General features: G+C 44.5%; 13 protein-coding genes. 11 read left to right on the forward strand and 2 right to left on the reverse strand.

The window, feature by feature from the left end; translation table 11 throughout:
• Window positions 1-15: 15 nt before the first annotated feature.
• Entirely contained in the window at window positions 16-1,866 is a 1,851-nt protein-coding gene (locus tag WC496_11315) for a right-handed parallel beta-helix repeat-containing protein (protein ID MFA5293610.1), read from the reverse strand.
• A 75-nt stretch (window positions 1,867-1,941) separates the two neighbouring features.
• A complete protein-coding gene (locus WC496_11320; protein ID MFA5293611.1) occupies window positions 1,942-5,433 on the reverse strand; it encodes a carbohydrate binding domain-containing protein in 3,492 nt (1,163 codons plus the stop codon).
• Window positions 5,434-5,791: 358 nt separating this feature from the next.
• Here WC496_11320 and WC496_11325 point away from each other — a divergent pair, with 358 nt between their 5' ends.
• The 11 genes from WC496_11325 to WC496_11375 all read left to right on the forward strand — a co-directional run bounded on the left by WC496_11325 (window position 5,792) and on the right by WC496_11375 (window position 23,833).
• Window positions 5,792-6,817 carry a LacI family DNA-binding transcriptional regulator gene (locus tag WC496_11325; GenBank protein MFA5293612.1) on the forward strand — a complete coding sequence of 342 codons (1,026 nt, stop codon included), beginning with the start codon at window positions 5,792-5,794 and terminating at the stop codon, window positions 6,815-6,817.
• Window positions 6,818-6,847: 30 nt separating this feature from the next.
• Window positions 6,848-8,167, forward strand: a complete 1,320-nt coding sequence (locus WC496_11330; GenBank protein ID MFA5293613.1) for a hypothetical protein — start codon at window positions 6,848-6,850, stop codon at window positions 8,165-8,167.
• A 63-nt stretch (window positions 8,168-8,230) separates the two neighbouring features.
• The gene (locus WC496_11335; protein ID MFA5293614.1) at window positions 8,231-9,961 is read left to right on the forward strand and encodes a LamG-like jellyroll fold domain-containing protein; all 1,731 of its coding nucleotides are present in this window, start codon (window positions 8,231-8,233) and stop codon (window positions 9,959-9,961) included.
• A gap of 124 nt (window positions 9,962-10,085) precedes the next feature.
• Window positions 10,086-10,967 (forward strand): prepilin-type N-terminal cleavage/methylation domain-containing protein, encoded by an 882-nt coding sequence (locus tag WC496_11340; GenBank protein ID MFA5293615.1) that lies wholly within the window; start codon window positions 10,086-10,088, stop codon window positions 10,965-10,967.
• Between the two features lie 134 nt (window positions 10,968-11,101).
• Window positions 11,102-12,499, forward strand: a complete 1,398-nt coding sequence (locus WC496_11345; GenBank protein MFA5293616.1) for an extracellular solute-binding protein — start codon at window positions 11,102-11,104, stop codon at window positions 12,497-12,499.
• Window positions 12,496-13,395: a sugar ABC transporter permease gene (locus tag WC496_11350; GenBank protein MFA5293617.1), complete on the forward strand. Its 900-nt coding sequence runs from the start codon at window positions 12,496-12,498 to the stop codon at window positions 13,393-13,395. Before WC496_11345 ends, WC496_11350 begins: the two co-directional genes overlap by 4 nt.
• Window positions 13,395-14,324, forward strand: a complete 930-nt coding sequence (locus WC496_11355) for a carbohydrate ABC transporter permease (protein ID MFA5293618.1) — start codon at window positions 13,395-13,397, stop codon at window positions 14,322-14,324. The genes WC496_11350 and WC496_11355 overlap by 1 nt, the downstream gene beginning before the upstream one ends.
• 20 nt (window positions 14,325-14,344) lie before the next feature.
• A complete protein-coding gene (locus WC496_11360) occupies window positions 14,345-18,475 on the forward strand; it encodes a glycoside hydrolase family 2 TIM barrel-domain containing protein (GenBank protein MFA5293619.1) in 4,131 nt (1,376 codons plus the stop codon).
• The gene (locus WC496_11365; protein ID MFA5293620.1) at window positions 18,475-19,971 is read left to right on the forward strand and encodes a xylan 1,4-beta-xylosidase; all 1,497 of its coding nucleotides are present in this window, start codon (window positions 18,475-18,477) and stop codon (window positions 19,969-19,971) included. Before WC496_11360 ends, WC496_11365 begins: the two co-directional genes overlap by 1 nt.
• A gap of 17 nt (window positions 19,972-19,988) precedes the next feature.
• A complete protein-coding gene (locus WC496_11370; GenBank protein MFA5293621.1) occupies window positions 19,989-20,987 on the forward strand; it encodes an endo-1,4-beta-xylanase in 999 nt (332 codons plus the stop codon).
• A 638-nt stretch (window positions 20,988-21,625) separates the two neighbouring features.
• On the forward strand, window positions 21,626-23,833 hold the full coding sequence (locus WC496_11375; protein ID MFA5293622.1) for a ShlB/FhaC/HecB family hemolysin secretion/activation protein: 2,208 nt from the start codon (window positions 21,626-21,628) through the stop codon (window positions 23,831-23,833).
• Window positions 23,834-23,852 lie beyond the last annotated feature (19 nt).

The following is a 23,852-nucleotide window of genomic DNA, read 5'->3' on the forward strand; positions in this document are numbered from 1 at the left end:
GCACCATTTACAGATTTATCGAATCGGCTGGTAAGCTCCAATAAACGGGGTGTCAGTTTCAGACAGGCTGAGAATCCTGCCGATTTCCGATGGAATCTTAGCCGCCGTTTTTGATGCGTCAAAAGCCTGCAGCAATTCATAATTGCCCAGCTCGGAACTCTTGAATAATGGGCCTTTATAATTTACTAAATTTCGACTGTTAGCTGAAAAATCGGGATACATTTTGTTCAAAGCCTGGGGCGAATCGAAAAATGTCTGGCAATTACTGTCAGGGGCAGGACTCCAATAAATCATACGCGGCGAGCCTTCTGCACACTGCACATACGCATTATTATCGAGTTTTTTAATCTGCGGCTTATTCAGGCGCTGGCATAAGGAGGGCATCTGCCAGAAAACCAAAAGAGGTCCCTTATAATTTTCATCCGCAGTAAGCAGGTTATTTACAAATGTGTGGCCATCGCGGTCATTGACATCCGGGCCGGTACTCGGATGCCAGCCGAAATGGTCGCCGACGGCAGTTCTGTCGGTGCGTCCAAAGAATACCGGACTGTTTACTAATGTATTGTTATAAACTTCAACATTTGAACTGTTTAATACTCGAATACCCTGGTCGCAATTTACAAACACGTTTCCGGCACAAATCGCTCCTTTTGAGATTTCGAAAAAGAAGCCGCTATTGCTCGGCCAGAAATGCTCGGTGGTAATCCGTTCCTTAATATTGCCCACACCCTCAATCCAGTTGTCGCAAAACACGCCGTCGACATTGCCGACATCATACCAGATACCATTTGAATTCGGCTGCTCTATAACCAGATTATCGCGGCACGTTACTCGATAGCATTGATTAAAAATTTTAACCGCGGCGGGATAATATCCGGTGATTTTCTCGATATTGTTGCGTCTGAAGATATTCTTTTCCAGCAGGACATCGGACGAGCTTATAATAAAAATTCCTTCTGTGCTGGTGTCGCTCACCAGGCAATTCCGCAGCGTTAATTTATCTCCTCGCAGGTATGCGGCGACGCGGGAACAATAAGAAATGGTGCAATTCTCAATTGTTGTTCCAACCACTTCTTTTCCAAATGTTGACTCATCGGCCAAACCTTCGGGGCTTGTTCCCTGTATTTCCATTGCACGGTAAGCGTATTGAGTAAATATAATGCCGCGAAGTATTAAACCTTTTCGGTCTGATGTTTTGCCGTGGCAATCTTTTGTTATTCGGGTAAGAGCATTGCTAAAAGCGGTGATTTCGACTAATTTGTCTGTGGGGTCGAAATTTATAAAAACCGCGTTGGCGTCGTAATCAACGAAAAAAGAATTTGCATCAAGTTCGCCTTCCCAGCCGGCCGATTGTAAAAATTTACCGTCCACGAATACCATATCGTTATTAAAACGGTGCATTGGAGTTTCTTTGCCGAAACGCTGGCGGATCCACCAGTCAGCGGGCCTGGCGGGAAATAAAGTCGGCCAGGAGGTTTTCCATAATCCGTTTCTCAGATGTTCCCACTGGTTTGCAACGAAGGTTCCTTTTAGAACAGGTTGTTCGTCCTTATAGGGCTGTATGGTAATTCCCTGGTTCAACAGCAAGCCGCCTGTACGATAGGTGCCTCCCCGCATCACGATTGCATCGCCGGTTACTACCCGTTTTAGAGCATCTTCGAGAGTCGTGGGCTGCTCGAGCGTTTCGCCTGACGCATCGGACTTTCCATCTGTCGCCGCATAGTAAATTTTGCCCTCAACTTTGGGTAAATCATAATTTTGCTGAATCGGTCCATAAGGCCCGCCGGAAGGTTGTGCTGCTAAAGGCAGTGAATAAAACACTACGCATAGAATAACGCAGTAAAAATAAGGATTGCCTCGCTTCATTTTTTTCTTTCAAATCTCGACAAGGTTGTTTTGCCTTGCCTCTATTCCATTTTGTCTGTTTATTTATTTTTGCCTTTACCAGTTTGCTGTGCAGTTCAAATCGACAGGGCTGTTGCACTGCATCCACTGCTCGGCGAAATCGCTGAAATCGAGGAAGTCAACCCTGCCGTCTATCGGCTCAAAATCAGCGCCATCACAATTATTGTTTGCGGCACAATCGGTACTCAGCCAATAATTGGACATAGTTTGCAGATCTTCAAAATTAACGTAACAGTCGCCGTTAAGGTCTGACAAGAGCTTATATCCGCCGGCCTGGACATCCGCGCAATTTTGATAATCTGGTACAGATGAGGTTTGGCTTGAGTAGTCTGACTCATTGTCATGAGTATCAACTGCTGTTACGACATAATAATAGATAATTCCATTGGTAACTGTATTGTCAATATAATCCGAGCTGCTTAGCAGAGAACTGTTCAGCTTGTTGTAGCCGCTGCCCGAAGTTGTCGAGCGATATACATTATAGCCTGCCATGTCCGGCTCCGGGTTGTTATTCCAGTCGAGTAAAATTGTTCCATTGCCTGCTGTTGCTGATAAACCTGTCGGCGACGCAGGAGGTGTCGTGTCGCTGTTCGCCAGGACGGCCATTTCCAGATAGTTGATATGCATTACCTGGGCAGATGTAGTTTCATACACTCCCCAGACTATTTTGCCTGTCCCGTCAATATAATCAGTGATACTGGAAGTAATGGAGCGGGTCATCGATGCGTATGTGCTTGGCGAAATACTCTGGTCGGTGCCGACCTGCACCCACGAAGCGCTTTGTATCCAGTCGGCTCCTGCTTTCATAACATATATTCTGTGAGTCACGGTGCTGGTGTCGTCTGTATAGCCGTCGAAGGTCAGATTAATCTGTGTGATATCGGCGGGAAGTTCATTGATTTTCATTTCTATCCAGAGAAATATCTTGTCGCCTGAGTCGGGGTTGACAGTTTCCCACTCTGTTGTATCGTCAGTGGAAATATTGGTATACTGTGAGTCAGTCGCCTCTGCCATCGTGTTTCTGTTTGCGGAACTTCCTGCAAACGGGAATAAATCCACATCACAGGCGTAAGCGTTATAATTCGTGTTTGCCGCGGTTATACCCGCAAAGCTGTAAATGGTTGATGCGTTCGGCATCGCTGATATTTCGCTTACATAGCCTGATTCATTTGAGAATATATCTTCCGCTGTTACGACATAATAATAGGTTATTCCATTTGTGACGGGACTGTCGATGTAATCCGAGCTGCTCATTAGAGAACTGTTCAGCTTGCTGTAGCCGCTGCCCGAAGTTGTCGAACGATATACATTATAACCGCCCAAGTCGCTTTCACTGTTGTCGTTCCAGTTCAGCAAAACTGTTCCATCGCCTGCCGTTGCCGTCAGGCCCGCAGGTGCTGCCGGAGGTGTTGTATCGGTTGGCATGGCCGAAGCCTGGCTTGAATTACCGGATTCGTTAGCTGAAGTATCTGCCGCCGTGACGACATAGTAATAAGTTACATAGGGAGTGACAGCGTTATCGGTATAATTCGAACTGCTCAAAAGCGAGCTGTTTATTTTGCTGTAGCCGCTGCCTGATGTTGTGGAACGATATACGTTGTAGCCTGCCAGGTCTATTTCAGTATTGTCGTTCCAGTTAAGCGTTACCATAGATTCGCCGCCCGTTGCCGAAAGTCCCGTAGGTGCTGCCGGAGGTGTCGTGTCCACTGTGCCGGAGGAAAGCGACAGAGTCGTAATGGAACTTGCCGGCAGTGTCAGAGGGCCGGCAGGATTAAAAGTGCCGATGTTGATGCAATTTTGTGTCGAACTTGACCGGTAAACATTACCGTCCTCTATGGTAAATCCCGTGAAGGAAAGATTGATGTTAATGGAACTGGTGGAAGTATTAATTATAACCACGCTTAATTGGCTGTTATCGGGGCTGATGAAGGCAGACATTCTCACATTCGATGTGCTGGTGCCGGTATCTACACGCTGCCAGATGGGGTCGGTAAAGTATGAATAATGTTTAAATGCATAATAAACAGGATTAATTGTATAGTTAGGGGTTGTAAGGCTTATAAGCCCGGAGGGCGAGGCCCAGAATAAATCCCAATATAGATAAGCGGAAACATTTTCAACTGTTAAACAGTTGTTCATCAAAATCGCAAGATTCATCGCGTTTGTCCATGTTGTAGTAGTACCGCCGGAAAATTCAGTTTGGAAAATGGGTTTATCACCGTACTGATTTTTAAATGTGGCCATTGCTGAAACAAGTTGGTCGGGTGTATCGGCACTGCCGTCATAAAGATGATGTGCATAGCCGTAAGTATTAGACATATCCGTAGAATTAAATGCATTTAAATAAGCCGCCGTACCGCCTAAACTGGCGCTTTCAGGTGCGAGAAGCTTTGGCCGATCAGGCATTGTATTAAGATTGGCATACAAAGCGGCAAATCCCTGTTTATAACCGGCATAAGTTGAATTTTCTGTCGGGTCCCACAGGCAGGTGGCCCAGTCTGCCGACCATTGCGGTTCGTTTTGCATATTTAAATAGTATGTATTAACGCCGGCATTTGACCACGCGGTTAAACTGTCTCTCCACCATTGTGCGAATTCGGCATACTTGTAATTACCATAAGCGTCTTTGATTAAAGTTCCGCCATTTTCATAATCGTTATTACTTTTAAGATACGCAGGCGGCCCCCAGGAAGAATTCATGACTCTTATGGGATGGCCTAAAGATGTCGCGGCAGCCTGAATTATTGTGGCTGAACGTGTAATATAACCATTATCTACATCGTAAGTATTGCGAACCCTATATATATCGAGGCCTAAATCGCGAAACATTGTATTATAAAGGTTCGTCCTTGTGGGTTCTGTATAATTCAAAACGGTTCCTTCGTACCAGGCGCCGGCGGCGCCGAAACCTTCCAAAACCTGATGGCGAACAGTTGTATTTATGCTGCCCGTCGCATTTGGATCTGGCAGGCCTACCTCCGGACCATAAACACTGGCATCATCAACGTAAATATCTATTCCTGAATCCGGCCCTTCAACGTATGCAAGTAATGCTGTGAGTGTTCCGGTTACATTCAAGGTGTAACTGCCGGAGATATAAACCCAGCCGCTGCTGCTTGCGGTACCTGAAGCGGCCCATGCATAAGTGGTACCATTGTCATCTGTTTTTGCAAAAGATATATGTAAAGTAGAACTGGCAGAACTGCTGGTTCTGACCCAGCCGGAAACTGTATAAGTTTGACCTACTACCATTTTGCCGAGCACGTTTTGCTGTATTCCATTCCATGTTGCGGTTCTATTATAAGCTCGTCCGCAGTAAGTACCGCTATGGGGAGTAGGTGAGGTAACGGCACTGATTGAACCGCCTCGGGCTGCCCAACCGGTTGTGCCGCTTTCAAAACCGGGATTAGTGAGAATATTTACATTTACCCCTTTAAGGCAATTAGATAAGATGAGAATTGCTATAAGAGAAGTTAGTATTCGAGCGCATCCGATGCCGGCTGTTTTTTTCTCGTTTCTCAATTCCATCCTTCCTATAATTGTCAAAAATGACACTGTAAGTCGGTTAACGCACTCGCTAAACTCCTTTTTATAGCAGTAAACGATTACTAAACCTATTATATAATAGCTTATTCCGTATCGCTGCGTCAAGTATATTTGTTAAATTATTCCAAAAACAGGACACCTTCTATCTGTATTAATGGGCTTATAGTGGACTAAAAAATAGGTTTTTGTGAAAAAATAAAAAAAATGCACAAAAATATGTAAAAATACATAAAAAATCTTGACGTATTGGGGCAATGATGATAATTTATATAAGTAAACGTTTACTTGTTTTTTAAGTTGTTCGTAAACGTTGAATTCAGCATTTGTAATGGAGAGAAGCGTGCCTGAAGCTAATTCAGTACCGACGGTGAAAAAAGTTGCTGCTCATTGCGGAGTCAGTGAGGCTACCGTCAGCAGAGTTTTGAATGGTAATTACAAGAACGGCTTTTCTGTCAGAAAAGAAGTTCGTCAGCGGATTACCGAAGTGGCTGATGCGTTAGGATATCGGCCCAATCTTGCAGCCAAGAATCTTGTCCGGCGTCAAACTAAAATGGCAGCAATTCTCGGCTGCGATACTGTTTTAGGCTGGCCCGGCAACATATATCAGACAATTATCAATGCATCTGTTCGTGCCCTTCATATTCGCGGTTATGATGTTTGTATTACTGTACCGAATTTAGAGAAGAGTAATACGGAATTGCCGTCATGGAGAGTGGACGGGGCAATTGTGATGCAGGAATGTTCACGTCAGACCATCGAGGCCATGGAGAAGACCGGCTTGGCGTATGTGGTTATTAACGGCCCCTGTGGTCCGAGCGGCTCGTCTGTTATTCCAGATGATATTGATGCTACCCGCCGTGCGATTAGTCACCTGATGGATCTCGGCCATCGCCGCATAGCTTATGCAGGGCCGACATCGAGCCACAAGGAACACAGAAGTATTAAAGACCGTCATGATACATATCTTTCATGTTTGACAGGACATGGCCTTGAACCAATTACCGGTCATGACACTGTTTTTCGTTCAGCACCCGCTTTTCTCGCTTCTGCCGTGTTAAAACATCAGGCAACGGCCATTCTCGCGTATGACCACGTGGAAGCGTTAAAGATTCTGCATGGCGCACATATGCTTGATATACAGATTCCCAAACAAGTCAGTCTGATTTGCTTTAATGATGAGTATCTATGCGATGTTGTTACGCCGGCGCTCACCACTATTGGTGTGCCGCTGCGGCAAATCGGCCGAATAGCTGCGCAGACGCTGCTTAAACAGATTGAATCGCCTGAAGATTATTCGCCTGAATGTATAAAACTATCGCAGGATTTGATAATACGGGCTTCCACGGCTCCGCCTTTAAAAAAATAGAAGAAGTTTCGGCCCTTATGGAGGCGTGAAATGGATAAGATAATGAATGAACGAATTGAGGTGCAAAAGGACGTGAAAGAAATAACAGGTGGAAAAAGTAAAATTCAAGAAACATTTATAGGAGGCGTTAAGATGAAAAAGAAATTGCTAATGGTTATTTTGTTTTGTTTCGGTGTTGCCGGCATAGCCTCGGCGGAAGAGGTAATCAATATAGACCTCAACGGCTATGGTGATGATACTCCTTATAGTGGAACGGCAGTCTATGATGATGGCATTAACCAATGGAATGTGTATTATGGCAACTGGGGCCTGCCGATGGGTTCTCCTCGCAGCGCAAATCTTGCGAAATCGAATGAACCATGTCAGCCTGGAACTTATGCGGCAGCGGTATGGATAGGCGACCCGGGCGTGGACCATAATTATATTTCTGGCAGTGCATTGATGGATGACGGATTCATTAATAATCCGGCGATTGCAGGCGATCCTAACATTAGATTATGGGGAACTGGCGGTTATGGCGGAACATTTGATATTTATGTTTATGGCAGCGAAGCAGGAAGTTTTACGCTGACAAGAGGCAGTGTTACGATAGGATCAAACAGTGTAACAGGTGGAGTTGCGGCCGGTGAGTTTGTTGAAGGCGGTAACTACGTAGTTTTCACTGGGGTAAATATAGCCAACGACCCTAATTATGTTCTTGTAAAATATTCGAATGTGATTAACGGTATTCAGCTTATTAAACAAAAAACGCCTGTGGCAGTGCAGGACGGAACTCAAATAAGCGTAATAGATTACGATGTTGCGTTTGACACGAATCGCAGAAGCGGAGAACAGACGTATTTTGGCCCTGATACATTTTTTGATGCGGGCTATACTGATTTATTTTTCCTAAGTTATCTGGATGCAGGCGAATATCTGGAATATGACGTAACGATGGATGATGTAAATGAGGGTGAATATAATATTTACGCCCTTGTAGATACTCGCAATGTTATGGCAACGTATATGAATATATATTTCAATGACATGTTTTTAGGAGCTGTTGAAGCTGCGTACACGGGCGACCCGTTTATTTCAAGTACTAATCCGGTAACTGTAAATATTTTCAACAGTACTGAAATTCAAACTTTAAAATGTGAAATCACTGGAATTTCTGCTCACAACATTGCGGGGTTTCAATTTGAATATGTTGGTCCAATTAATATGCCGGATTGCAATGAAGTTTACAGATACGGTTTTGAATATGCCGGTGATTTTAACAAGGATTGCAAGGTAGATTATAAAGATTTGGATATATTATCCCAACAGTGGCTCAGCTGTATAGATCCTAATGAAAATAATTGTCCGTGAGTGGTTAAAATAAGGATTAATAGCAAAATGAAAGAATTAATGAAGATATAAGGAGAAGGTGCAATGAACATAATTAAAAAACTAACAATAGTGTTGATGCTTTCGTGTGTCGCACAGTTTGCTGCGGCGGCGGATAGCGTTTTAAAAACAATGTATATCGATGGCGTACAGGTTGCTCAGGCGATGGTCGACGGAAATGGCTTGACCTGGCCCAGTGACTATATAACAATAGGGGCTGAAGGAAATCGAGGCTATATGTATAATGAGTATCTAGGCAAAATAGATGATTTTGCGATTTACTCAGGAGTTTTGTCAGAGACTCGTGTAGCAGCACATTATAGTGCACGAACCAACTATACAACCTATTCTTCCGCGGTAACGGCAGATGGCGCAAAACTTTGGCTGAAATTCGACGACAGCAGTAAAGCGAATAACGCTACGGCCGTAAACTCTGGTACGGTAACTTCAAAGAACGGAACTTACATAGTAACTGGCGATGGTACTCTTGCCACTACTGCAGGTTTTGTTGCCGGCAGTAATGCAGTTGAATTCGTTGGCCCGGTTTCACCAGATGGTCCCGGAAGCTGTATAGATGTATTTGACGATGCAGGAGATTTCGGTTCTTTGCTTGAAGGTGATGTATCAGTTGAATTGTGGGTAAATTATACAAGTAGTGCTGATTATCCAAGATTTTTCCAGCACAATGGCAACTGGGAAGCATTGGGCGGTTATGGTGTTTCGGTTAATGATTCGAATCAGTTGATAATGCTCGGCGGCGGTGTTACAAATTATGCATCATTTCCGGCAGACATTAATAATGGAAGCTGGCATCACGTTGTTGTTACATATGACTCAACCTACGAAGAGGTAATTATTGAGACAGGCGCGTATGCTGAAGAAATAATCTTAGATAACCCTGCTTATTGGCTGAGATTTGAAAGTGAAACACCTATAGATTCAGCAGTTAACGGCGCAAATCATTGGGTAGGTTACGGTTCAGCGGCAAGTATCGTAAGCAAAGTTGGCGGTGTTGGAAATTCTGTTCTTTTGAATGGAACAAACGGCGCTGGAGTATACGGAGTAGCACTTGCAAAAGGTCCAAACGCGCCTCCGTTGGTTAACGGCTCATATGCAGTATATGGCGACCAGTATGCTTTGGTTCCGGGCGATATAACAATCGAAATGTGGTATAAGACTCTCCCGGTAGGCCAGCCCCAGCCATCTGATTATGGTCTGTTTTTTCAACAGCATGGTTCATATACGCACGAACCATGTGCACCGGCTGTAAGCAATGCTACAGGCCAGATACGTGTTTTCGGCGGAAGCGGTGCCGGATATACCGGTGTAAACCCAAGGTTTGATAGGCAGTGGCATCATTTGGTCGTTACCTATGATGCAAATTATTTGGGCGATCCGGACGCGATGTTTGTGAAAGTATATATGGATGGCGAGTGGAAAGATGATACCAATTTCACGGCTGCAAGGTCTATCCTCGGCCCTGAATTGTCCCATATGCTGATTGGTGCACAAAATGACATGGGAAACACTTACAATTTAATTCCAGCATATTATGACGAGATTGCGATCTATGATGGACTTTTAAGTGCAGACCGTATTGCGGCGCACTACGCGGCATGGCAGCCTCAAACCTGTGAAGATCTCGTGGAAAGAGGCTATGCAAGTCCGATGGATTTCAATGAGGATTGCAAGGTGAACTTCGCAGATTTCGCAGAATTTGCCGTGAACTGGATGAAGTGTAATGACCCGGAGTTGAGTTGTCCTCCTAATTGGTAATTGAAAATTTTAACGGCGGTTCAGCTCGCAACTGAACCGTCGTATTGCGGGATTGTTTAACCCGTTGTTCTTGAGCGTAAAAGTAAATTTTATAGATTTTTTTGTAATTCTCGGGAGTAAAACCATGAGAAAATTAAAAGGGTTTACGTTAGTTGAATTATTGGTTGTGATTTCCATAATTGCGCTTTTACTGGCGGTATTACTGCCCAGTTTGCAAAAAGCCAGAGAAACTGCTAAGCGAATAATATGTTCCAATACTCTAAAGACTTTTGGAATGGCAAATGTGGCGTATTCGGTTAGTTGCAATGGAGCTTATGTTCCTGTTAGATCTATGATAAGTGCTACTACGGAACGTGATTGGCTTGGAAATCCAACTTTTAGAAAATTACTGGAAGTTGATAAATATTTGAAAAGAGACGACCTTGACTGGAATGGCGCCACTTTAGCTTTTGACATGCCGCCAGCTTATACGTGTCCATCCGATAAAATAGCTAATGATAAAAAGAACCGCTATATGGACCAACAGTCCGGAGCCGGAAAAGTTTTAGTTAGTTATGGTTACAACTTTACAGAATGGGCAAAGACAGATTGGTCTACATGGAATGGGAAACCTGCCGATGCAGGGCACAAGGCGACTAATATAAAGCAGCCGGGATCAAAGCTCGCATTTGCAGATTCGATTGACTGGTGGGTTTGCTGGAATGGATCAGATTACGCCGGAATAGACAGCGCTCTTCATGATCCCCAAAAATGCTGGGATAAGATGGGACAGCAAACGATAAAAGTATATAAAGATGCCGGGCTTCATGGTCCTGTAATTTATCGGCATATGGAAGGCGCAAATATTGCATTTTTCGACGGTCATGTAAAGTATATGAAAAAGCAGGAAGTTTATATAAAAGCAGACCGCGAGCTTGTAACTCTGGACAGCGGCAAGCGCACCAGGAAAGGTTTAGGTATGTGGGTATCTGATCCTGCTATGTATATAAAAAATGACGCGCCGTAATATCTGCGAATAAATTCTGAAAAAAATAATTTTTGCACTATACTTTTCATTCATAAGGTGTTGTGGTAAAATTGGGGAGAGCTTGAGTCGGTTGATTTTCTTACAAAAAATGACGGCATAGGAGCGTTAGTTAAATGGAATTTCCTTACGGCAAGGCACCTTTCTGGATACTTGTAGTAGCGATAATTACAGGTGCAACGATGACTGTGTGCCAAATGCTCACCAGTGCGCCGAGGCCGGATTTGGTTTTTGTGGTTTTCGCGCCTGCCCACTACGCAGCTTATCAAAAACTCATACCTCAATTCGAAAAAGCACATAACGTCAAAGTTCAATTGCAGCAGATTCACCAGAGACCCTTACAGACCCGATTGCAGTCGGCACTGCTTGCCGGTACAGAAGTTCCCGATATGGTGGAAATAATGAATCCGTTTATGGGGGCTTTTATGAAAGGGCCTCTCAAAGATGTCGGATTCGTTGACCTGACAGATAGAATCAAAGCCGAACATCTCGATGAAAGAATGGTTGCGTCGCGTTTCAGTATCTGGTCATCTCGAGGCAGAATTTTCGCACTGCCGCATGATGTACACCCGGCGGCGCTGGCGTATCGGCGCGATATCGTGGAAGAGCTTGGTATTGACGTAAAGAAAATCGAAACGTGGGATGATTTTGTAAAAGTCGCGCACGAAAAAATTGTAAAAGACCTCGATGGGGACGGTATTCCTGATAGATACGCTCTTGATTTGACTATCTCCGGCACAAGTTTTTTCCCTCTTTTGCTGCTGCAGAGAGGCGGCCGTTATTTCGATGAGCAGGGCAATTTGACAATGGATAGTGAGCTTACGATTGATACGATGATTTGGTACATTCGTCAATCGCGAGGAGAAAACAGAATTTCTTTTCCTGCCGGCGAGGGGCAGCCTTTTTATAAAGCCCTGTCAGATGGTTTGATACTTTTCACCTTTGTTCCTGATTGGAAATCAAAGGTTCTCGAATTAGATGCCAATAACCTGAAAGGCAAAATGGCTCTGATGCCTTTGCCTGCATGGGAAAAAGGCGGCAGACGGACAAGTACCTGGGGCGGAACCGGACTTGCCATTACAGAACAATCCAAAAATAAAGAATTAGCATGGGAACTTGCGAAATATCTATATCTTAATAAAGAGGATTTCAGTGAACGTTTCGCGCTGCTGAATATTATTCCGCCGTTGAAAGAGGCATGGAATCTTCCGGCGTTTCAGGTGCAGAATGAATATTATTCCGGCCAGAAAATCGGCCGGTTGTATGCCGAACTCGCTCCCGAGACTCCGCCTGATTATGTCGGTGCGTATTACGAAATGGTTGACGGCAAATCGCGTGAGGTATTGGTTGACGGCGGGGTTTACTATGAAAAGTACGGCGATAAAGGGCTGCGGGAATATGTTACTGAAAGACTGAAGCAAAAAGCTGCTTATGTCCGCAAGGTAATGGACAGGAATGTATTTTTACGTCCTAACGAAACTGCCGACGCAAACGCAGCGGGGGCGGTAAAATGAAAAAAGCACAATACCAGGCTTATGTAAAAAGAACGCCGTATATGTTTATGGCCCCGTATTTCTGCCTTGTGTGCATATTCTTTATTTACCCGCTTATAAGCGCAGTTATGCTTTCTTTTCAGCAGACCAACGGGCCTAAAAGCAGGGCGTTTGTCGGGCTGAGCAATTATGCTTTTGTGTTTACCGACCCTGATTTTCACAAGGCCGTAAAAAATACGGTGATTTACGCGGTTTTTTCGATTTTCCTGCAATTGCCGCTCTCACTGGGGCTGGCATTGCTTTTGAATACGGCAAAAGACAAGACAAAGGGATTTTTCAGGCTGATTATTTTTTCGCCTAACCTTGTCGGACAGATTTTCGTCGGCGTTATTTTCAGCGTTTTATTTGTTCCGCGATACGGTCTGTTCAATCGCTTTGTTCAATCTCTTTTGTACTGGGGACTTGAAAACAGGTGGCTTGAAAATCCGGCCCTCGTACTGCCGGCAATTATCATAACCGCGCTGTGGATGTACGTCGGATTCAATATGATTTATTTCCTGGCGGGCCTTCAAAGTGTGGACAAAAGTCTCGTCGAAGCGGCCAGGATTGACGGCGCCAATCCCTGGCATGTATTCTGGAATGTAACGCTTCCGGCGATTAAGCCGGTCGCGACATTTGTTGTCGTGATGAGTACTATAGGTTCGTTCCAGTTGTTCGAACTTCCGTTTGCCCTGCTCAAGGGCGAATTCGGCCCGTCAAGCTCGGGTCTGTTTATCGTAAGCTATCTTTACAGTATGGCTTTTCGCGCGGGCGATTTGGGAACCGCCGCCGCGGTCGGCTGGATATTGACGCTTATGATTATGACGATTAGTCTGGCGCAAATAAAAATTTCCGGCACAATGAAGGAGGGCAGATAATGAATGGTATTCATATTTTCCTGCTGTGCCTTGCCGGGATTTTTGTCCTGTTATTCGCCGCCCGCCCGAAACGGCCGCAAACAGCATTTACATATTTAAAATATATTGTTTTAATTTTAATAGCGTCTGTTGTGCTTGCCCCGTTTTTCTGGCTTCTTTGCTCGGCATTTAAAGACCCGAATGTTTTAATGAAATATACTTTTCTGCCGAAGTTTTCGGAGTGGTCCAAGGCTACGGTAAATCTTAAAAACTTTATTGAATTATTCAAGAGCCAGCCCACAATGGAAGGCAAGGTATATTTCTGGCAGTATATAATCAATTCATTGTTTCTCGCTTCGATTACCACGATAATTCAAATGTTCTTTTCGTCAATGGGCGGTTATGCACTGGCGAAATATGATTTCAGGGGCAAAAAATTTGTAATGTTTTTTATGCTCGCTTCGATGATGATACCGCCGATAGTTTTGCTTGCCCCGGTATATAAACTTATCGTTAATATCGGCCTGATGGATACTTACTGGGCCCTTATCGTGCCCGGTGCGTGCAGTGTTTTCGGGATGTTCCTGTTTCGACAGGCTATTGTCGGTATTCCAAACGACCTTATCGAGGCCGGACGCATAGACGGATGCAGTGAGTTTTCCATTTATATGAGTCTGATTATGCCGCTTGTACGTCCGATGACGGGGGCGTTTTGCCTTGTTACATTTTTGGGAAGCTGGAACAACTTCCTCGGTCCTCAGGTATACATCAATGCCCAGTCGAAACTTACGCTGCCTGTGGTTCTTAATCAGTATGTCGGCGTATATGCCAACCAGTACGGCGTTTTTCTGGCGGGCACACTTTTGGCAATTATCCCTCCGGCAATTCTTTTCTTCTGCCTGCAGAAAGAGTTTATCAGCGGTCTTTCGAGCGGTGCGGTAAAAGGATAGCGGCTCCGGGGAAAATATTTATGAAAAAATTACTCACAGCTATCATATTATTATGTTCATCATTTGTCGTCGCAGGTACCGAGCAGTGGACATCGCTAAACGGGACATGGCAGAGTGTTGCGGGCAAAGGTCTCGCCGAATTACCAGCCGATGGGTGGCATGATTTTCAGCTTCCCGGCAAATCTGACAGTTACGGCGTCGGCGGGGCATCCTATATGTGGGTCAAACGCCAAATCGATATCCCACAGGAATGGCAAAACCGCAGGGTCTTCGTAAGGTTTAACAGCTGCCGTTATAATCCGCACGTTTATGTTGACGGCCGACTTATGGGGCAGAGAATGGACGGCTGGAATCCTTTGGAGGTAGAAATCACATCGGCAGTCAAACCCGGCTCGACGCACTGGCTCCAGTTGCGATGCCAGGATAAATCGGCTGTTTTCCCCGATGGTTTCATATTGGAGCCGAACCAGCCGGAATCAGTGCTTAGCGGCAAAATATTAGCGCCTGTTGGGGGCTACAGCTTTTTCTATGGCCCGATGGACGATGCATGGCTGTTTTCACGGCCGAATATATATATTGATGATATTGTTATAGTTCCTTCAACGCGAAAAGGTGTCCTTACCGTTTCAGGCGTTATATCAGACCCGTGTACTAATTTATGGATTGAAGGCAGGGTACTCGATAAGAACGAACCGGCTCTTGAAATTCCGGCTTCGCCTGTCGCCGGTGGGGCTAAATGGGAAATATCAGCGCCTTTTCCTAATGCGAAATACTGGTCGCCGGAAAGTCCCCATTTGTATAAGCTTCAGCTTGTGCTGCGTAACGGCAAAGACGGGCCCGTGCTCGATACGCTCGAAGAGAGGTTCGGCTTTAAGGAGTTCTGGATAGAGGGTCCTGATTTTTATCTTAACGGCGTCAAACGGCATCTTCTGGCTTCGAGTACATGGCCGACATCACAGGTGCAAAGTTATGATTATGTACGCAAGGCTCTTGAGACTATCAAAGCGGGCAATAATATAGCTTTCCGTTATCATGTATCGCCCTGGCCGAAACGATGGGTGGAAATCGCCGACGAAGTGGGAGTGATGATTATATGCGAAGCGGCTGTTTATACGGACAGTATCGGAATGTACGCCTATAATGACGAAAAATTCTGGGCCAACTACCGCGAGCATCTTGAGGGGCTTGTCAAAAGAGACAGGAATAACGCGAGCGTAATTATGTGGAGTATAGAAAACGAGATACTCTTTATGGGAACGGAAAGATATTGTCCCGACCTTGCCAAAAGACTCGGAAGTATGGGACGTTTCGTAAAACAGCTCGACCCGTATCATCCGATTACCTTTGAAGCCGACCTCGACCCGGACGGCGCCGCTGATGTAATCGGTTTGCACTATCCTCACGAACTGCCAACCTATACCGACTGGCCCAATACGGCGGAATGGCTCGCTCAAAGGACGCGAACCGAAGCCGGCGGCGGAATGCTCGGCGTAACAAGACGTAATTTCTACTGGGACAGAACCAAACCCCTGTATATAGGCGAATATCTTTGGGTGCCGCAGGAAGATTATTCGAGCGGTACAATATTCTTCGGAGACGACGCTTATATCGATAAGGATATTTATCATTATAAAGCCAAACTGTGTGCCTGGATCGACCAGACGCTGGCTTACAGGAGAATGGGTGTTTCGGGTATATGCCCGTGGACCTGTTTTAATCATGGCGTGGTAGTTAATGATGTTTTTTACGAGGCTCAAAAGGATTTCTTTCGTCCGGTAGCGGTTTTTCTGCGGAACAAGGATACGAGATTTTTCGCCGGCGATACTGTTGAACGCACACTTGATGTATTTAATGATAGCGTTACAGACTGTAATTTTGAGATGATTTGGTATATAAGCGATACCAATATAAAGGATGAGCAGGTAAGCAGACGAATAAAGGCTCTCGAATGCTTCAGCTTAAAAGCCGGGGAATATAAACCTGTTAATATTCGTTTCGCCGCTCCTGATGTTAATTCGCCTACGGAATACGAATTAAAAGTGACTCTATCGGCAAATGGCAAACTGGTAGATTCCATTAGTCCGAAATTTGTCATTTCAAAACGTCAGCCTGTTGTTCAGCCGGCAAATACGAAAATTCTTCTATACGACCCCTGCAATACGTTTTCCAAAAATATTCCTTCGGCCCAGCGCATCAGTTTATTCAGCGGGCTCAATGACGCCGATGCCAAAAAGGATATAGTGGTAATAGCTCCGCAAATGACGGCCGCAGCGGCCGATGGAAACAACATTCAGCAGATTGGCTCAGCCGGTGTTAATTTCAGAGACCTCATAGCGTTTCTGGCCGGGGGCGGCAGGGCTATTATGCTTGAGCAGAATAGTTTGGATAGCCTTGGTCTGAATATATCGCTTGTGAAAAAATCATCGACGATGACTTTTTGCCTGAATAAGGAGCATCCGATACTGAAGGGTTTAAGTGCCGATGACCTTAAATTCTGGCGGGGCGATAATTATGTAACCGCTTATGAGATTTCCCGGCCGGCAGGTTACGGAGCCGGGGCGGTGATAGTTTCAGGCGGAGACCAATATATTGAGCATTCCGGCATTCTCGAATTGCCTGTCGGCAAAGGAAGCATATTGTTTATTCAATCGCTGGTCGGCGCCAAATTCAATACTGAACCGGCGGCGGGGAAAATCTTCCGGAACTCGCTCGAATATATGGCGGCAAAAAAAATTAATGAGACTAAAACGGTTGTATTTGGCGATGACGTCAAATTTACAAAAGCCATTGTAGCTATCGGGCTTAAACAAAACAAAATTGATGATTTGAATGATAATGATTTGAAAACTGCCGATGTTCTTGTCCTGCAGGGTGGTGGAGAAAAGATAATTAAATCCAAAGACACAATAGGGGCGTTTTTGGATAACGGCAAAACGGTTTACTGGCATTGTCCGGACGCTGAAACATTCGCGGCATTGAAAGATGTTATCGGGGCGGGCAGTTTGAAAATCACTGATAGTCAGGGACCGGTCGCGGTAGAGCTGAGGCAGCATAAACTGCTGTCTGGCATTTCGCGTGAGGATTTATTATTTATGGGCGGGCAAAGAGGATGGCGAAGAGCGATGTCTATCGACCCCGGCGTTATTGACAGGGCGATAATACCTCAGCAGGCCGACAGCAATCAGCAGAGAATCGAAGCGGAAAAACTTGAATTAACAGGCAATACGGTTTCTGTCAATTCCGCAGGCGATACGGTTATGTTCGAATCAAGAGGAACGGCAACCGGCTGGATTACTGTGCCCCAGTCGGGTATGTATATACTATCGCTTGTCGCGGGCGGCAGAGAATTCCATGGTTCCTATCCGTTTGTAATAATCAAGGTCGGCGATGAAACTGTCGGACAGATAAATCTCACACAAAGCCAAATGCGCGAATATTCATTCCTGGCTAAATTACCGGCCGGCAAAAATAAACTGGTCATATCTTTTCTTAACGGTCCTCATTGGGGCGTGGAAAGAGCATTACAATTGGACGCCCTGATTGTGGGGCAAAAAGCGGATATACCCAAAAATGTGGAACTGCTTACGCTTCCGGCCGCGCTGACGAGTATTTTCGCAGGCAAAGGAACGGTTATTATCGATAATGTCCGCTGGGAAAATGACGCGAATAATATAAGAGGCCTGCGATACGCCTCGGCTTTATTTGCTAATATCGGCGTACAATTCGAAGTGCCGCGCACAGATGAAGTAACAAGGCTCATCCTCGATAGCTTTAACCTTGTCGGCGACAGTCCATATTTCGAGAAAACCAATACTCAGATTAGTTTGCGTAATAATGGAACGATTTCCGCAGTGTTTAATTGTGCCGGCCAGGCGGAATATGCACTGATTCTGAAAGGCTTTTCCACTCCGGCAGCAGGCCAATATGCCGTTGTCGATGTTAAAATAGACGACAAGTCGATTGGACAAAAAGAAATCGCAAACGCCACAAGCTGCGAATTCGAAGTCGGAACCGTCAAAATACCCGCAGGCAAACATACGGTCTCTGTAAGTTTTATTAATGATGCTCTTATTGATGGTCGGGACAGAAACTTATATATAGATGAAGTAGGGTTTAAAGAAATTACACAAAAACAGGCAGGACAACAGTAATGGCAAAGATAAAAATACCGGCTAAATCGAGTACAAAGTTTAAGGACAACTGGAAACGCTGCGTCGGCACGGGCCGAATGGGGCTGGCTTTGCAGAAGGAATATCAGGATTTACTTTCGATTGTTCAGGAGCATATAGGCTTCGATTATCTCCGCGGTCACGGTCTTTTGACCGATGACATGGGTATTTACAGGGACAAAAAAGATGTGGGTCCCGTTTATAATTTTACATATCTTGACAGGGTCTTTGATTCGTTTTTATCCCAGAAAATCAAGCCATTTGTCGAGCTTGGCTTTATGCCGAATGACCTTGCCGGCGGGAATCAAACAGTGTTTTACTGGAAGGGCAACGTTACGCCGCCCAAAGATTACGGCCTTTGGCGCAATCTAATTAAAACGCTGGTCAGGCATCTTATATATAGGTATGGCGTTAAAGAGGTGCGGAACTGGCCGTTTGAGGTCTGGAACGAGCCGGATTTGGCGATATTCTGGCAAAATGCCGACCAGAAAGAGTATTTTAAACTGTACCGCGAAACGGCACTGGCGATAAAGGAAGTTGATTCGGCTATTTGTGTAGGCGGCCCCGCAACCTGTCCGGGTGCTATTAAATGGATTGGCGATTTTCTGGCTATGTGCGATAAGGAAAAAGCACCGGTCGATTTTGTCAGCCAGCATTCGTATTGCGCCAAGGCTGCCGATAAAGGTCCGGAACTGGTTTATCAGAACCTGCTCCCAAACGTTCATTTGCTCAATCAGTTCAGCGAGTCCCGCGGCCATATTATAAAATCCGTTTATCCCGATGATATGCCTTTGCATATAACCGAATACAATACCTCTTACAATCCCCGCTGCCCGGTTCACGATACCGCTTACAACGCGGCTTTTCTCGGCAGGACATTGAGCGAAGGCGGAGATTATGCCGATTCGTTTTCCTACTGGACTTTCTGCGATGTTTTTGAGGAGGAAGATGTTCCTCAGTCGCAATTCCACGGCGGTTTCGGCCTTGTCGGGCTTAACGGCGTGGTAAAGCCGACGTTTCATCTGTTTGCATTTTTTGCCAGACTCGGCTCAGAACAGCTTTATCGCGACAATGATATGATTGTTACCAGGCGTGACGACGGCTCGATTGCAATAGTTGCTTGGAACCCGGTTGCCGAGAAGAGGGACGGTTTTAAACGTCAATTCGAGATGGAGATACCATTATCTTTCGGAGAAGTTTTAATAAAGCAGCAAACAGTGGACGAAGAAAACGGTAACGCATGGAATGCCTGGCGGACTATGGGCAGGCCAAGATACCCTGATAAACGCCGGATTGAAACCTTAAAACAGGCTGCGACACCGGCAATGACGGTAAAAAGGCAGCAGATTCATAATGGAATGCTGAATTTGTCGTTTTCATTGAACAAAAACGGTATATGTTTGATTGAATTAAGCAAATTGGCTGATGAAACGAATACTTATCCGGGCCTTGATGATTCAAGGGTCACGAGTTATTAGAAAGGTAGGATTGGACTATGGACATTTTAAATAAATCTTTGTGTCAGGCTTATTCTTCGTTTTTTCCTGTCGGAGCGGCGGTTTGTCCTGATGTGATAAAGACGCATGAGCAGATTCTAAAGAAACATTTCAATTCTGTTACCGCTGAAAATCATATGAAATTTACCGAGATTCACCCTGAAGAAGGAAAATGGCAATTCGAAAAAGCCGATGCAATCGTGAATTTTGCCATTGCGAATAAGATGAAAGTTCGGGGTCATACGCTTCTATGGCATAATCAGGTTCCTGACTGGGTCTTTCTTGATAAAAAAGGAGACGCCGTCAGCAGGGATGTATTACTTGCCAGGCTGAAAGAACATATCACAGGTATGATGCAGCGATACAAGAAAGAGGTATATTGCTGGGACGTTGTCAACGAGGCGATAGAAGATAAAGGTGCTCAGCAGTTGCGCCAAACCAGATGGCTTGACATTATTGGTCATGATTATATTGTCAAAGCATTCGAGTTCGCACGGCAGGCAAATCCTGATGCGCTGCTTTTCTATAATGAATACAATACTACTTTTACAGAGAAGCGAAAAAAAATATACAATCTGGTCAGGCAGCTTGTAGACAACGGAAAACTTGTTGATGGTATTGGAATGCAGGGACATTGGAACATATACGAACCGTCGTTCGACAGAATCAGAGACACGATAGATTTCTATGCGTCTTTAGGATTAAAAATACAGATTACCGAGATGGATTTATCGATGTTTCTTTTCAATGACGCCACTGGAAAATATAAAGAGCCGACCGACGAAATGAACTGGCTCCAGCAGGAACGTTTCGAAGGTATCTTCCAGATTTTCAGAGAGTATCGTGATGTTATTACCAGCGTAACATTTTGGGGTGTTGCGGATGACCATACCTGGCTTGACAATTTTCCGGTTAAGAACAGGAAAGACTGGCCGCTGCTTTTCGATGTAAATCATAAACCCAAAAAAGCTTTTGCGGGCGTTGTTAATTTCGAATAGTTATTTACATAATTATTATTTTCCTGTGGTAAAAAATAGAAAATAAAAACGCGGCATTCATTATGTGCCGCATTTTTATTTCTAAAAATAAAAATAAAAATGATAATATAAAAACGACAAATATTTTCATCTGTCTTCGGGGAATTTGATTCGCCTGATGCGTTCTGTCTGCTGTGATAATCGCAGCAATTTCGATTACGAAAAGACCTGCGTCACGAGACGACGCATAACTTTGGAGTCCTATAATTTACTGAAAATTCACACGTTTAATCTGAAATATTTTGGTGCTTTTCGGATAATAAGCAGGATATTTTTTGGTTTTGTGGCAATGGATAAGAGGTGGTAAATTCGCACTTATCAGCAGTGAAAAAAGGAATTTGGCGAGAAAATGTCAAAATGGGTAATTTGAAATATAGATTTTAAAAAATATTTTTCAAAAAAATATTTTTCGCTTTACACGACCCGTAAGCTCGTTTAAAAAATAACAAACAATAATGCGTATTCAACAACGTTTAAGTGAGGTTGAAGTTGGAAAAAAGGATTTATCCAATCTGTGTTTTAAGTTTAAAAGTTGTGTGTTACATTAATTTACAAGAGGTTATCTCTCGTTTCTCGTTTTATTACTAAGGAGATAAAGCATGTACGTGCTGCAAAAACCAAAGTTCTTAGTACTGACAATAATTTCTTTGTCATTTTTTGTTCTGGTAAGTTTTGCATTCGCCGGCGGAGATCCGAATCAAAGCGGCAGCAGGACGAAAACAAAATCAGCGGAACAGAATTCAGATGTGGATAAAGAAGTGGACGCAAAAGTCCGAGCTGCTCTCGATGACATCAAAAAACAATTGAGAGAGGAACTGAGAGGCGAGATAACAGAGCAGTTAAGAAAAGAGCTGGGAGAACAGTTGAGAACTGAAATGAGGGTGCGCTTGACCGCAGAACTCAGAGCTCAGTTGAAACGGGAAATAAAAGAAGAACTGAGAGAAGAAATAAGAGGCGAAATAATAGCACAGCTCACCAGCGCGGGAATAGAGACTGCATATATAGAACCAAAATATGATGCGAAGGAAGAGAAAAAATTGTCGATGCGAAAGCTGCCTCAAACCGAGGATGAGTATGAAGCGGCATTGAGCAAAGTGAAGGAAAAATTCGAGCGAGCTAAAAAAGCAGGAACTATGAAACCTGTTGCTGACCAGAAATTTTCCATCAGCAAAATTCAGATAAGCGGCAACACCATGATACCGACTTCTGAGTTGCTTGCGAATATGCCGGTTTCCTACAAAGTCGCCGATCAGAAAGACGGCGCAGTTACTAACGAAGAATATAATCTTGCAGTTGTGCAGGGCGTAATACAGAGGCCGGGTTCAAAGCGCACCATTTCTCAGAAAGACATTCAGGGATTCACAAGATATATATTGTCAGTTTACCAGCAGAAAGGTTACGCGGGTATCTATGTATATGTTCCGGTTAAATCGGTTGATGGAGTCGGACAACTAACGAATAATGTTTTGAATATCCAGATTCTTGAAGCCAAGGTTGGAAAGGTTATGGTAAATAATTACGACTTTAACAACCAGATAAGAAAGAAGGGAGTATTAAAGGAGTCTGCACTTATCTCATGGTCGCCGGTTAAAGAGGGCCAAGTCATCGATAAGAAAAAATTGGATAATTTTATTCAGCTTCTTAATCTCAACCCGGATAGATATGTTGCTTCGGTCATCTCCAAGAGTGAGGATGATCCAAACGCGATAAATTTAGGCTACAATGTTTATGAGTCCAGTCCATGGCATTGGTATGTGCAGATTGATAATTCCGGAAATGACAAACGCAGATGGACTCCGCGGTTTGGCCTGGTTAATACCAATCTGTTTGGTTACGATGACAGGCTGAACGTAATGTATCAGGTAAGGCCGGCTTCAGCGGAAGAAATGAAAAACAACTACTGGCTTTATGGAAGTTACGATTTCCCATTCCTGTCGCCTCGTTTACGTCTTGGACTCTTCGGAGGTTATACCAACTTTGACATAACCCCGGATAGTAAGGCAGGGATAACCTTCAGAGGCAATGGTTCGTTTTATGGCGGTACGCTGCGATATACGGCATTCCAGAAAAAAGACTGGTTCTTTGACTTGCTTGGTTCTTTAAGCACTCAAACCAGTTCTATTGACCAGTCGCTGGGGATAGGCTCCAAGCTTGAGATTGACATGGCCAGTATTGGGTTTGATATCCATCGTTCCGGTGAGATGTCAAGCACGTCTTTCGGATTGGACTTTACTCAGAATATAGGCGGCTCAAGCGGGGCTGAATTCAACAAGGCTCGATGGAAGAGTGCTCCTAATTTCTCAATCTATACGGTATCTGCTTCACACAGGCGTTTTATTACCAAATCAAAGGTGCATGAGTTGAGCGGTTCTTTCAAAGGCATTATACCGGCCGACAGGCTCCCTCCGGCGAAAATGACCAGTTTCGGCGGCATGTATTCGGTTAGGGGATATAAAGAAGATGGTATTGTTGCCGATGGCGGCATACTTGCTTCCGTTCAGTACCGGTTTGACTGGACAAGATGGAAAGACCCTGAAGGCAGTAAAGAGCTGGATAAGAATAGGAAGAAAATGTGGCCTCCGAAAATATCCCTCTTGGCCTTTAGCGATTACGGACAGTCAAGGATTAAAAACAGGGTGCCCGGCGAAGAAGCTACCGAAACTTTGTGGAGTATTGGTACTGGAGCCACAGTTGGCTTTGGCAAAAATACTGATGTTGGTGTCTATTTCGCCTGGCCTTTGACGAACACGGAGTCGACGGTTAAAGGCGACGGCAAGTGGTATCTTAACTTTATCCAGAGGTGGTAAATTATATGCAGTATGCGAG

It is taken from the genome of Phycisphaerae bacterium, assembly GCA_041652575.1.
Lineage (GTDB): Bacteria > Planctomycetota > Phycisphaerae > Sedimentisphaerales > UBA12454 > UBA12454.

Coding starts and splice junctions, on each gene's coding strand:
- WC496_11330 (MFA5293613.1), top strand. CDS start 6,848: ATGGATAAGATAATGAATGAACGAATTGAGGTGCAAAAGGACGTGAAA.
- WC496_11375 (MFA5293622.1), top strand. CDS start 21,626: ATGTACGTGCTGCAAAAACCAAAGTTCTTAGTACTGACAATAATTTCT.
- WC496_11360 (MFA5293619.1), top strand. CDS start 14,345: ATGAAAAAATTACTCACAGCTATCATATTATTATGTTCATCATTTGTC.
- WC496_11335 (MFA5293614.1), top strand. CDS start 8,231: ATGAACATAATTAAAAAACTAACAATAGTGTTGATGCTTTCGTGTGTC.
- WC496_11340 (MFA5293615.1), top strand. CDS start 10,086: ATGAGAAAATTAAAAGGGTTTACGTTAGTTGAATTATTGGTTGTGATT.
- WC496_11320 (MFA5293611.1), bottom strand. CDS start 5,433: ATGGAATTGAGAAACGAGAAAAAAACAGCCGGCATCGGATGCGCTCGA.
- WC496_11345 (MFA5293616.1), top strand. CDS start 11,102: ATGGAATTTCCTTACGGCAAGGCACCTTTCTGGATACTTGTAGTAGCG.
- WC496_11315 (MFA5293610.1), bottom strand. CDS start 1,866: ATGAAGCGAGGCAATCCTTATTTTTACTGCGTTATTCTATGCGTAGTG.
- WC496_11355 (MFA5293618.1), top strand. CDS start 13,395: ATGAATGGTATTCATATTTTCCTGCTGTGCCTTGCCGGGATTTTTGTC.
- WC496_11350 (MFA5293617.1), top strand. CDS start 12,496: ATGAAAAAAGCACAATACCAGGCTTATGTAAAAAGAACGCCGTATATG.
- WC496_11365 (MFA5293620.1), top strand. CDS start 18,475: ATGGCAAAGATAAAAATACCGGCTAAATCGAGTACAAAGTTTAAGGAC.
- WC496_11370 (MFA5293621.1), top strand. CDS start 19,989: ATGGACATTTTAAATAAATCTTTGTGTCAGGCTTATTCTTCGTTTTTT.